Origin of the sequence: Pseudomonas sp. (genome assembly GCF_032058845.1) — a bacterium.
Taxonomy (GTDB): Bacteria; Pseudomonadota; Gammaproteobacteria; order Pseudomonadales; family Pseudomonadaceae; genus Aquipseudomonas.
The window spans coordinates 4,437-16,418 of the sequence record NZ_DAMCCR010000095.1 but is presented as its reverse complement, the minus strand read 5'-3'; the positions used below and the strand labels follow the sequence as shown (position 1 = coordinate 16,418).

Genomic DNA, 11,982 nt, shown 5'->3' with positions numbered 1-11,982 from the left:
GTGCTGCTGGCGCAAGACATCAGCAGCCTGTTCGGCCATGGCTCGCAGCCGCAGGAAGTGGTCAATGTGATCGAAGAGCAACCCGCCCCGGCCAGTGACACGGGCGGCTGGCAGGATTCGGCCGATCAGCAGCACGTGGCCGACAACGGCGGTCATGACCAGGGCAACGGCGGCTTTTCCGACGCCGACTACGACAGCGATGATGGCGGCGGCTTCGCGGACGACGACACGTTCATCTGACCGCTCTGGCATACTCGGTGGCCGTTTCCGGGCGCCTGGCGCCCGATTGGCTTGAGCAAGGGGACACGCGGGCTGGCATATGTCGCAGGGCCGCACGTCGCGGGCCCGACCGTCACGCTGTTGCCCTCTGCGCAGGCCCCGCCACCGAGGAAGTCCAGGTGAAGAAAATCGCGCTGTTCGCGGATGTACAGAACCTCTATTACACCGTTCGCCAGGTCCACGGGTGCCACTTCAACTACGCCGCGCTGTGGGCGGATGTCAGCCGCGAGGGCGAGATCGTCGAAGCGGTGGCCTATGCCATCGACCGCGGCGATGCCAAACAGCAGCAGTTCCAGCAGATCCTGCGCAATCTCGGTTTCGAGGTGCGCCTGAAGCCCTATATCCAGCGCAGCGACGGCTCGGCCAAGGGCGACTGGGACGTGGGCATCACCCTGGACGTGGTCGAAGCCGCCAGCCGTGTCGACCAGGTGGTACTGGCCTCGGGGGATGGTGATTTCGACCTGTTGCTGGAGCGGGTGATCCAGCGCCATGGCGTCGAGGCCGTGGTGTATGGCGTGCCTGGCACCACGGCCATGTCGCTGATCCGCGCGGCGACGCGCTTTCAGCCGATCGAGGGGCGTTTGCTGCTGCGCCACTGAACGCGGCGGTTTGCGCAAAGTGTGTGGGTCATTTCGTCGCAGATTGTAACTAAGGTTTTCACACGGTCAGTCTTAGAATCAGGGCTCCTTGAATGGATTTCGAGCCTCTGCCATGCCTGCCTCTCGTCGTTTCCCGCTGCTGTTGATCGGCGCCTTCCTCGCACTGTATTTCGTCTGGGGCTCCACCTACCTGATGATCCGCATCGGCGTCGAATCCTGGCCGCCGATGCTCATGGCGGGCGTGCGTTTCGTGATGGCTGGCGCGTTGCTGTACGGCTTCCTGCGCTGGCGCGGCGTGGCCAACCCCACCTGGGTGCAGTGGCGAGCGGCGGGGGCCATCGGTTTCCTGCTGCTCAGTTGCGGCAATGGCGGTGTGACCCTGGCTGAACATGCAGGGGTGGCGTCTGGCGTCGCGGCCTTGGCGATTGCCACGGTGCCGCTGTTCACCCTGCTGTTCGGGCTGTGGTTCGGCCATCGCAACTCACGTCTGGAGTGGGCAGGGATCTTCCTCGGCCTGGCCGGCATCGGCTTGCTCAACCTGGGTTCCAACCTGCAGGCCAGCCCCTTTGGCGCGCTGCTGATCCTGTTTGCCGCAGCGGCCTGGGCCTTCGGCTCAGTGTGGAGCAAGCGCCTGCCACTGCCCCAGGGCGCGATGGCCGCCGCCTGCGAAATGCTGCTCGGTGGCGCCATCCTGCTGATCGGCAGTGCCCTCAGTGGCGAGCGCATGACGCACATGCCCAGCGCTGCGGGCTGGGGCGCGTTGGCGTATCTGGTGCTGTTCGGCTCGATCCTCGCCTTCAGTGCCTACATGTACCTGCTCAAGCACGTGCGCCCAGCGGCGGCCACCAGCTATGCCTACGTCAACCCGGCGGTGGCGGTGTTGCTGGGGATTGCCTTCGCCGGCGAGCAGGTCGGTGCCGAGGAATGCCTGGCCATGGCGGTGATCATCAGCGCAGTGGTGCTGATCGGCGTGCCGCAGTGGCGCAAGGCGCCGCCGCCGGTCGCGCCCACGGCGGATGCGTCGCTGCCCGGCAAAATGTGCAAGTAGGGCAGGGCGTTGCGGTAAACTCGCCGCCTTCGCTGAACCCCTGACGGTATTGCCATGACTTTCGCCTCCCTCGGCCTGATCGAACCCCTGCTGCGCGTCTTGCAGGAACTGGACTACACCACGCCTACGCCGGTCCAGGCCCAGGCCATCCCCGCCGTGCTGGCCGGCCGCGACCTGATGGCCGCCGCCCAGACCGGCACCGGCAAGACCGCAGGCTTCGGTCTGCCCTTGCTGCAACGGCTGACCCTGGAAGGCGAGAAGGTCGCGAGCAATTCGATTCGCGCCCTGGTGCTGGTGCCCACTCGCGAGCTGGCCGAGCAGGTTCATGCCAATCTGCAGGCCTATGCAGAGCACCTGCCCATCAGCACCTACGCGGCGTACGGCGGCGTCAGCATCAACCCGCAGATGATGCGTCTGCGCCGTGGCGTCGACCTGCTGGTGGCCACCCCGGGCCGCTTGCTCGACCTGTTCCGGCAGAAGGCGGTCAGGTTCAACCAGGTGCAGACCCTGGTGCTCGATGAAGCCGACCGCATGCTCGACCTCGGCTTTGCCGAAGAGCTGCAAGCGGTGTACGCGGCGCTGCCGCGCAAGCGCCAGACACTGCTGTTCTCTGCCACCTTCTCCGAGCAGATCCGCCTGCTCGCAGGCCTGGCCCTGCAAGACCCGCTGAGCATCGAAGTCAGCCCGCGCAATGCCGCCGCCAGCAGCGTCAAGCAGTGGCTGGTGACGGTCGACAAGAAGCGCAAGGCCGACCTGTTCTGCCACTTGCTGCGCAAGAAGCGCTGGGGCCAGGTGCTGGTGTTCGCCAAGACCCGCAATGGCGTCGATCAACTGGTCGAGCGCCTGCAGGGCGAGGGCCTCAAGGTCGATGGCATCCACGGCGACCGCCCGCAGGCCACCCGCCAGCGTGCGCTGGACAGCTTCAAGCAGCGCGACATCCAGATCCTGGTGGCCACCGACGTGGCGGCGCGCGGGATCGACATCGATGACCTGCCGCTGGTGGTCAACCTCGACCTGCCGATTGTCGCTGAAGACTACGTGCACCGTATCGGCCGCACCGGTCGGGCCGGCAACACCGGTGAGGCGATCTCGCTGGTGTGCGCAGACGAAGTGCAACTGCTCGCGGCCATCGAGACCCTCACCCGCCAGACCCTGCCGCGCCACGACGAGCCAGACTTCATCCCCGACCACCGCGTGCCGCAGACCGATGCCAGCGGGCAGGTGATCAAGAAACCGAAAAAGCCCAAGAAACCCAAGGAAAGCGCGGCCAAACGCGGGTTGGGCAAGTGGATGGACAGTGCCGGCAGTGAAGCGCCTTCGGTGAAGCCAGTGCGCAAAGTGCCGAGTTTCAATGGTGGGAAGCGCAAGAAGCCGTGAGCCGCACAGCCGTGTAGGCGCCCTGTAAGAGCCGTGTGGAGCGACCGGTCCGGCGCCCCGGTCAGTCGCGACGGACGGCGCAGCCGGCCCGATCCAGCCTCCCCGGCCAACCTGACAAAGCGCCGTAGCGGCCATCGGGTCTGCTTCGCAGATGTGAGCCCTGTGGGAGCGACTTTAGTCGCGATGGACGGCGCAGCCGTCCTTACACAAGCGACAGGTTTTGCCAGACATTACGCGCTAGCAGCCATTGGGGCTGCTGCGCAGCCCATCGCGGCTAAAGCCGCTCCCACAGGAGCGAACGATCAAACGCCGTTGACCGGTAACCCGCACGCCATCCCCACTCATCCTCACCGTGATGAACGCTTTTTCATTCCCAGCCAGCACCGCCCCGCCTAGAATTCCCTCTTCAATCAAGATGTAAAGAGGAAAACCCGATGAGGCGCACCCGCCTTGACCGTTTCTGCGTGGGCTTGTTGGCCCTGCTTCTGTGGGTCGCCACCCCCGCCTGGTCGGCGCCGGCCACCCCGGCCCCCAGCCTGGCCGCTGCCGAACAGCAGACGCTGGCCGAAGATGCCAGCCTGGACCAGCTCAATGCGCGCCTCGATCAGGTCCGTCAGGCGGTGACCACCAACGCCAACGACGATCTGCTGTCCCAACTGCGCCAGGCCGCCTTGCAGGTGCAACGCCAAGCCGCCGACCTCGGCGCCCAGCGCGCCACCGACCTGCAGCGCGTGGCCGACCAGCTCAATGTGGTGGGTCCGGCCCAGGCCGACGAGCCCGACAGCCTGACGCAGCAGCGCCGCCAGCTCACGGCCCAGCAGAAGTCGCTGAGCGCCGACCAGAAACAGGCCACTGACCTGTCCCAATCGGCGCGTGACCTCTCGACACAGATCGTCAACCTGCGCCGCAGCCTGTTCAACTCACAGATCAGCAGCCGCGCCGCCAGCCCGTTGAGCCCAGCGTTCTGGTCGAGCCTGATCCGCCCGACCGATGAAGACGTGGCGCGCCTGAGCGGCCTGCGCAGCGACGCTGCCGATGCCGTGGCCAGCGCCTTCAGCGCCGAGCACCGCTGGTTCTTCCTCTCCAGCCTGCTCGCCGCGATCCTGCTCTGGACCCTCGGCCGTGGCGTGCTGGAGCGGTTGCTGGCACGCCTGATGGTGCGTTGGCTGCCAGAGGGGCGCCTGCGCCGCAGCGCGTTGGCCCTGGGCGTCAGCCTGGCCACCCTGTGCACCATCGGCGGCGCGGTATCGCTGGTGCGCTGGGGCCTGGAAAACAGTGCAGAGCTCAGCAGCGACCTGGCCAGCGTCACCAATCACATCCTCACCCTGGTGGTGTTCAGCGCCTTCGTCTCCGGCCTGGGCCGCGCCATGCTGATGCTGCAGCGCCCGTCCTGGCGCCTGCCGCCGATCCCCGATGAAGTCGCCAGCGCCCTGGGCTGGTTCCCGCAAGTGTTGGCCCTGTCGCTGATGCTGCTGCTCACCGTCGAACGCATCAACAGCGTGATCGGCACCAGTCTGGCACTGACGCTCGCCACCAACGGCCTGACCGCACTGGTGGTATCGATCCTGTTCATTGCCGCGCTGGTCAGCTACCGACGTACCCGCCGCCAGCACGGCCTGCCACGCCCCTCGGGGCTGGCCGGGCTGATCCCGTTCGTGGTCCTGGTGTGGGCGCTGGTCATCCTCGGCGCGCTGCTGACCGGCTTCCTGACGCTCGCGTATTTCCTCACGGCCAAGCTGCTGTGGATCAGCGTGGTCGCCACCTGCGCGTACCTGATGGTCACGGTGTTTGGCGACCTCTGCGAAACCCTGCTCTCGCCGCGTCAACCCGGCGGTCTGGCGCTGGCCTCGGCCCTGGGCCTGCAGCAGCGTCACCAGGCCCAGGCCAGCACCATCCTGGGCGGGGTCGGGCGCACGCTGATGCTGCTGGTTGCCGTGATGTTCGCCTTCATGCCATCGGGCACCAGCCCGGGTGAACTGCTGATGAGCCTGGGCGACTGGGACGGCAGCGGCGGCAAGGTGCTCGGCAATCTCAACCTGGTGCCGCAAGACATCTTCCTCGCGGTACTGATCTTCTTCGTCGGCCTGTTCGCCATCCGCGTGCTCAAGCGCTGGCTGGGCGAACGCCTGCTGCCGGACACCGACATGGATGCCGGCATGCGCGCATCCCTGGTGACGCTGGTCGGCTACCTCGGCTTCCTGTTCCTGGCCTCGCTGGTGATGTCGACCCTGCACATCAACCTCACCAGCCTGACCTGGGTGGTCAGCGCGCTGTCGGTAGGTATCGGTTTCGGCTTGCAGCAGATCGTGCAGAACTTCATATCCGGCCTGATCCTGCTCACCGAACGCCCGGTAAAGGTTGGCGACTGGGTGAGCCTGGCCGGCGTCGAAGGCGACATCCGCCGCATCAACGTGCGCGCCACGGAAATCCAGATGTCCGACCGCTCCACGGTGATCGTGCCGAACTCGCAGTTCATCTCGCAGAACGTGCGCAACGTGACCATGGCCAACGCCCTGGGCGTGGTCGGCATCACCCTGACCCTGCCGCTGGACACCGACGCCAGCCGCGTGCGCGAGATACTCCTGGCGGCCTACCAACACCACGAAGGCATCCTCGATGCGCCCGCGCCATCGGTGACGTTCAAGGACATCACGGCCAGCGGCATGGTGATCGCGGTCAGCGGTTATGTGGCCGGGCCCCGGCAGGTGGGTGGCGCGCGCAGTGATCTGCTGTTCAATATCCTGGCGGCGCTGCGTGAGGAGGGGATTGCGTTGTCTTCGCCGCAGAGCATGGTGTTGCTCAAGGACAATGCGCAGGAGGGGAGTGCTTCGGTGTAAGGCTTGAACTGATACGGCCCACAGATCGGGCCGTGTCAGTTTTTCAAACATCATCAATTATGGTGACGTAGCAACTCTACGAGAGCTTCATGCGCTCTCGGTTTTTTCATGGCTTGTAGGCTCAGCTCACAGGCGCGATCAAAGGCCTTCTCCGAAACTTCAACTACCTCGTGCGGCTGTGTGACCGTTTCAGTTTTTTCGAGTGTCGACACACTAGTACAAGAAACTTCGGGTCCATACTGTATTACTTTGTTGCGAATGATTTTCATGGTCAACTCGATTTATTAAAGTCACGATTTGTTATTTTGCATCTGAGAAATTTTCTCCTGGTGGTGAAGTTAATGAGTTTTCATTGGTTTTGCCTTCGTTAACAGGGCCTGGCTGCAGCGGGCGGCATGGCTTTCACCGATGAAAGCCCAATGCCTACATGTGGGCGTCTTATAAACAGTGTTTCTCAAGCGAGCCTTCGGTGCTTTGAACTGATTTTGCTGCTAGGCAATAACGTCTTGGGAGTGAGTTTGACTATGAAAGAGAAGCATAATGAGTGCGGACGATCTTATTAGGCGGAGCTGGAACGAGACTCTTCATTAAAGTACTGTGTGTTCTCTACGTGAACACTGAATAACCGCTTCTAACGGCAATGTTGGTGGCTGCTGCTCGTGGGGTGAGAGACCGGCGAACATCGGAATTCCGGCCAGACCAAGGCCTGCCCACGAACAGCTGCCATGAAAATGACTTCGGGCTAGATTTACCTCCCCATTGCCAGATTGAAACGAATGAAAAATGATTTGGCTTATGGTCTCTGAAGGGATTCAGATCAACCAGAGTCTTTAATGGCGCAATGCCCTTGAGCATGTGTCAACAACGCTTGCCCTGCGCGCACGTTATGAGCGGCACTGATCAGCAGCCCCATCCAAGGTGTTCCTGCATTAGCCAGGCAGTATTCATCAAGTGACTCTTCGATGCCTTGCAGCAGTTGTTCGACATAACTCAGTGCATCTTGCGAGCTAAGAGCGCTGTGGATGAAAAGGTAGGGGGTGTGGATGATTTTGGAAGGTAGATCAGGGACGGATTTCTTCATAACTGTTCTCCAGGTCGAGATACGTGCCGCCACGTCAATCCCTCTCACAGAAAAGGGTGGCAGCCATACACGGGGTGAGAGACCGGAGACCTAGACACCCGGCCAGACCGAAGCCTGCCCGTGCACAGCTGCCATAACGCTGCAGAACTTGGTCTCTCGGGCTCTCACACCCTGCCGCTGATGGCGCGACCCGGGGAAATTAGCCCCCTTGCCTCGGATCAACAACGTCGAAACGGCTGCAGCCTGCGTAGGATAAGTCGCTTCAGAGATGGAGCTGAAGCATTCAGTTAAATTTCGGAATCGTCTGACAAGCTTTAGAAAGCTGCGAATCAAAAGTCAGCTCCTGCCTGCGGATCAAATTTAGCCCGGATTCGTCACTTACGTTGGCGTGTCTGTGCCACACCTCTGTTGAGCACATGCGCCAGCAAGGTCTGCCCCGTGCGTGCAGCGCGGACAGCGCTAAGTATGTCGTGCATTTCTGGAGTTTCGGCGTCACCCGCGAGGGATCTGTCGAGCGAATCCTCAATGCCTTGCAGCAGTTGCTGGGCGTAAGCGAGGGCGTCTTCACAGCTCAGGCCGCTGTGAACGGACAGATAGGGCGTGTTGATGAGTGAGGCAGGGGCGGGGCTTTTCATAACATTCCAGGTGTTCTACAGAGAGGCCGACTGAAAACGGCAAGTGGGTACATCGAGTTGCGCTGCTCAGCACAAGAAGTGGGCATCCATCACCTGTCCGAGCAAGTCCGGATCACTCCACAAGTGTCTAGATCAAACCGAAGTGTTTATCTCAGGTCCGCGTGCGCCATCGCCATGTCGATTAGTCGCAGGAAAGTAGTCTCTCAGCCCTACAGCTATAAGATGAAAAGCCTGAGGTCTTTGTCAGATAAATCACCATTTGGGTCTGCCTGAGAAAGCGGCCTGTGGCATGGCAGCACGCTTTGAAGTGAACAAGCCAGTTACGTAGAAGAGTCAGTGCCAGGCTCGGATTCACCCGCAAGCAGGAACTGGATAGGGTAGCAACCGCCCTTTCTGGAACCGTCGTCATGAACGCCTCTCAGCCCCGGTTGACTCTGACAGTGCGCATGCTAGGCCTGGTCGCCGATATCTGTGAGCGGGTAGGCGTGCTGACTGCCATGCGAGAAAAAGCGCTGCCTGCGCAGCAGCGTCAACATAATCGCATCCGTACCGTCCAAGCGACGCTGGCGATCGAGAGCAACACCCTGAACATCGAACAAGTCACCGCCGTACTGGATGGCAAGCGCGTGCTCGGATTGCCCAGGGAAATCCAGGAAGTGCGCAATGCATTCACCACCTACGAATCGATGCCGAGTTGGCACCCGACACAGCTGACCGACCTGCTGGCGGCCCATCGCCTGCTCATGCACGGCTTGATCGACGACGCCGGGCAGCTTCGCAAGGGCGGGGTGGGGATCTATCGCGGCGAGCGTCTGTTGCACATGGCGCCTCCGGCAAGCCGCCTGATGCCTTTGATGCATGACCTGTTGCGGTGGTTGGCCGCGAGCGACTGGCCGCCCTTGATCACCAGTTGCGTCTTTCACTACGAATTCGAATTCATCCACCCCTTCGCCGACGGCAACGGGCGTATGGGTCGGCTGTGGCAGACGCTCATTCTGAGTCAATGGCGACCGGTCCTGGCCTACCTGCCGGTCGAGTCGGTGATCTGCGCTCGGCAAGAGTCCTATTACGCGGCGCTGGCCATGGCCGACCAGGTGGGGGAGGCGACGCCGTTCGTCGAGTTCATGCTGCAGGCCCTGCAGCAGTCGCTGCGCGAGGCCAGCGAAAGCGAGCCCGAAAGTACTACGAAACCCGTGGACGCCTACGCGGCTGACCCAGCCACCGTACAAGTAACCGATCAAGTAACCGATCAAGTAACCGACCCCATCGCCCGCCTGCTCGCAGTCCTCATCCCCGGCATCACCCTCAAAGCCAGCGAACTGATGCAACGCCTGGGCCTCGCGCACCGCCCCACCTTCAACCAGAACTACCTCAAGCCTGCCCTGGCCGCTGGCCTGATCGAGATGACCGACCCCGCCTCGCCCCGCAGCCCGCTGCAGCAATACCGACGCGTCTGATCGCTCGCCACAGCAACGTACTCAGGCCTGCGCCGGTGTTGCCGGCATGCGCCACACCCCCTGCGTCACACCTCATGACGCAAACAGACATGCCAATCCCGACATCTGCCGCGATCAGACAACCGTCGTCGCAATCACGCACCCCCAAGGCGTTCTCGCATAAATTCCCACAGGCGCACAGGGCTTAAATGGGCACCGTCATTGACCCCGCAGCACTCTGAAACACGGGCAAAACCTCAACAAGATTCCGTGCGTGCCGCGTCATTCACAGTGCAATCAAGGAGCTACGATCGCCTACGCCTGCCCGTCCTTTCCTGTGTCAGCAAAAAGAGAACAATATCGAATGAACACCGTGGGATCTGATGGCAATGCCCTTGCGCAAGGGTTCAAGCCACGTCATGTAACGATGCTGTCCATCGCGGGCATCATCGGTGCCGGACTTTTCGTCGGTTCCGGGCACGCCATCGCGGCAGCCGGCCCGGCCACCATAATTTCCTATTTCGTGGCCGGGACCTTGGTCGTCCTGGTCATGCGCATGCTCGGTGAGATGGCCGTCGCCCACCCCGACACCGGCTCGTTCTCCACCTACGCCGACCAGGCGATTGGCCGCTGGGCCGGTTACACCATCGGTTGGTTGTACTGGTGGTTCTGGGTGCTGGTGATCCCCATCGAAGCCCTGGCCGCCGGGCATGTGCTCAACGCCTGGTTCCCGCAGATCGACAGCTGGATCTTCGCCCTGGCCTCGGTGCTGCTGCTGGCCGGCACCAACCTGTTCAGCGTGGCCAAGTACGGCGAGTTCGAGTTCTGGTTCGCCATCCTCAAAGTCACCGCCATTCTCTGCTTCATCGGTCTGGGCGCTGCAGCGCTGTTGGGCTGGCTGCCGGACCGTGAAGTCAGCGGCCTGAGCACCCTGATCGCGGAAAAAGGCGGCCTTGCGCCCAACGGCTGGTCGGCGGTGATCGGTGCGTTCATCACCGTGATGTTCAGCTTCATCGGCACCGAGGCGGTAACCATCGCCGCGTCCGAGTCGAGCGACCCGTCGCGCAACATCGCCAAGGCCACCCGCTCGGTGATCTGGCGCATCAGCACCTTCTACATCCTGTCGATCTTCGTGATCATCTCCGTGGTGCCGTGGAACGATCCGCAACTGGCCGTGGTGGGGTCCTACCAGCGCGCGCTGGAAATCATGAACATCCCGCATGCCGCCTTCATGGTCGACATGGTGGTGCTGGTGGCGGTCACCAGCTGCATGAACTCCTCGATCTACATCGCCTCGCGGATGATGTACTCGCTGGCCAAACGCGGCGATGCCCCGGCCGTGCTCAAGCACACCAACAAGGTCGGCGTGCCTTATGCCGCAGTGTTCGGCAGCACCCTGATCGGCGCGGCCATCGCCGTGCTCAACTACTTCGCCCCCAAAGGCGTGTTCGAGTTCCTGCTGGCCAGTTCCGGCGCCATTGCGCTGCTGGTGTACCTGGTGATCGCCATTTCGCAACTGCGCATGCGCCGTCGCCTGGAGCGTGAGAACACCGAGCTGAAGTTCCGCATGTGGCTGTTCCCGTACCTGACCTGGGCGGTGATCATCTTCATCAGCGCGGCATTGGCGGTGATGATGTTCACCGAGGCGCACCGCGCCGAAGTCAGCGCCACCCTGGGGCTGGCGATCGTGATCTCGTTCCTGGGCATCGTCACCACCCGTGGCCATGCACGTTCGGTGGGCGTTCGTTCGCTCACCTGAGCCTGAGACCAGGCCCTGAAACCAGAGCCTGAAACCAGCGCCTGAACGCTGATCCAGAAACGGCCTGACGCACCCTGCGTCAGGCCGGTTCTGCCTGCACGATCCCACCGCGGCAAGACGTCCGTCGCCGCGTGCTCAAGCCTCCCCTCATGCCCCGTTCGATGCGCCTGGCCACCTGCGGCCAGCGCCGCTTGCGCGTGCCCGGAACCCGCGGTCAGCGCATGCCCGGGCCGGCTAATTTTTCGGCGGCGGATTCGTTCTATAGGGACGACACGCCTGTGCGCCTCCCGCCTCTGAATCCGGACGCCTCGAAATGAATGCTGACCAATCCCTCATGCTCGCCGGCCGTTTCATCGGTCTGCCTCTGGACAAGCGGCGCGCGTTTCTCGCCGCGCTGGCAAAGGAAGGGGTGAGTTTTCAGCAATTGCCGATCCCTGCCGGGGTGGCGGCCGAGGACCGGCACGCGCTGTCGTTCGCCCAGCAACGGATGTGGTTTCTCTGGGCGCTGGCGCCCGACAGTGGCGCCTACAACCTGCCGGCGGCGGTGCGCCTGACCGGTCCCCTGGATACCTCGGCCCTGGAGGCTGCGTTCGCCGCCCTGCTGGCCCGCCACGAGACTTTGCGCACGGTGTTCCAGCGCCAGGCCGACGGCGAGGTGCGCTGGGCCCTGACCTCGACCCCGCTGACGGTGCAGGCGCATGACCTGACGGCCCTCGACCCCGCCGCCCGTGAGCAACAGGTGTCGACCCTGGCCGAGGCCACGGCGCAGGCGCCGTTCGACCTGGCCAACGGCCCGCTGCTGCGCGTGCAGTTGCTCACGCTGGCGGACGAGGAGCACGTGCTGCTGCTCACGCTGCACCACATCGTTGCCGACGGTTGGTCGCTGGGCGTGCTGATCGAAGAATTCATCCAGGCCTACACCGCCTGCCTG

The 11,982-nt window shown here is 63.0% G+C and carries 10 protein-coding genes and 1 pseudogene; 8 read left to right on the top strand and 3 right to left on the bottom strand.

All coding sequences use genetic code 11. The annotated features are described in order from the left end of the window. From RT028_RS16345 to RT028_RS16325, 5 genes and pseudogenes are all read left to right on the top strand, one after another. A pseudogene (locus RT028_RS16345) lies at window positions 1-240 on the top strand (DUF2076 domain-containing protein); the annotation flags it as partial. Window positions 241-398: 158 nt separating this feature from the next. Further along, window positions 399-878 carry an NYN domain-containing protein gene (locus RT028_RS16340; protein ID WP_312936159.1) on the top strand — a complete coding sequence of 160 codons (480 nt, stop codon included), beginning with the start codon at window positions 399-401 and terminating at the stop codon, window positions 876-878. 112 nt (window positions 879-990) lie between these two features. Continuing rightward, window positions 991-1,926 carry a drug/metabolite exporter YedA gene (gene yedA, locus RT028_RS16335; RefSeq protein WP_312936158.1) on the top strand — a complete coding sequence of 312 codons (936 nt, stop codon included), beginning with the start codon at window positions 991-993 and terminating at the stop codon, window positions 1,924-1,926. Between the two features lie 54 nt (window positions 1,927-1,980). After that, entirely contained in the window at window positions 1,981-3,303 is a 1,323-nt protein-coding gene (locus tag RT028_RS16330) for a DEAD/DEAH box helicase (RefSeq protein ID WP_312936157.1), read from the top strand. 434 nt (window positions 3,304-3,737) lie between these two features. Beyond that, window positions 3,738-6,140, top strand: a complete 2,403-nt coding sequence (locus RT028_RS16325; RefSeq protein WP_312936156.1) for a DUF3772 domain-containing protein — start codon at window positions 3,738-3,740, stop codon at window positions 6,138-6,140. Between the two features lie 53 nt (window positions 6,141-6,193). Here the strand turns inward: RT028_RS16325 and RT028_RS16320 are convergent, their stop codons facing one another. The 3 genes from RT028_RS16320 to RT028_RS16310 all read right to left on the bottom strand — a co-directional run bounded on the left by RT028_RS16320 (window position 6,194) and on the right by RT028_RS16310 (window position 7,856). Next, entirely contained in the window at window positions 6,194-6,409 is a 216-nt protein-coding gene (locus RT028_RS16320; RefSeq protein WP_312936155.1) for a hypothetical protein, read from the bottom strand. A 548-nt stretch (window positions 6,410-6,957) separates the two neighbouring features. After that, window positions 6,958-7,221: a hypothetical protein gene (locus RT028_RS16315; RefSeq protein WP_312936154.1), complete on the bottom strand. Its 264-nt coding sequence runs from the start codon at window positions 7,219-7,221 to the stop codon at window positions 6,958-6,960. A gap of 374 nt (window positions 7,222-7,595) precedes the next feature. Next, window positions 7,596-7,856 (bottom strand): hypothetical protein, encoded by a 261-nt coding sequence (locus RT028_RS16310; protein ID WP_312936153.1) that lies wholly within the window; start codon window positions 7,854-7,856, stop codon window positions 7,596-7,598. A gap of 407 nt (window positions 7,857-8,263) precedes the next feature. On the opposite strand from RT028_RS16310, the gene RT028_RS16305 reads away from it, so the two are divergent. The 3 genes from RT028_RS16305 to RT028_RS16295 all read left to right on the top strand — a co-directional run. Beyond that, window positions 8,264-9,313 (top strand): Fic family protein, encoded by a 1,050-nt coding sequence (locus RT028_RS16305; RefSeq protein ID WP_312936152.1) that lies wholly within the window; start codon window positions 8,264-8,266, stop codon window positions 9,311-9,313. Window positions 9,314-9,656: 343 nt separating this feature from the next. Continuing rightward, window positions 9,657-11,051 carry a GABA permease gene (gabP, locus tag RT028_RS16300; RefSeq protein WP_312936151.1) on the top strand — a complete coding sequence of 465 codons (1,395 nt, stop codon included), beginning with the start codon at window positions 9,657-9,659 and terminating at the stop codon, window positions 11,049-11,051. Between the two features lie 313 nt (window positions 11,052-11,364). Continuing rightward, window positions 11,365-11,982, top strand: a 618-nt coding sequence (locus RT028_RS16295) for a condensation domain-containing protein (RefSeq protein ID WP_312936150.1), incomplete at its 3' end; no start/stop codon positions are given.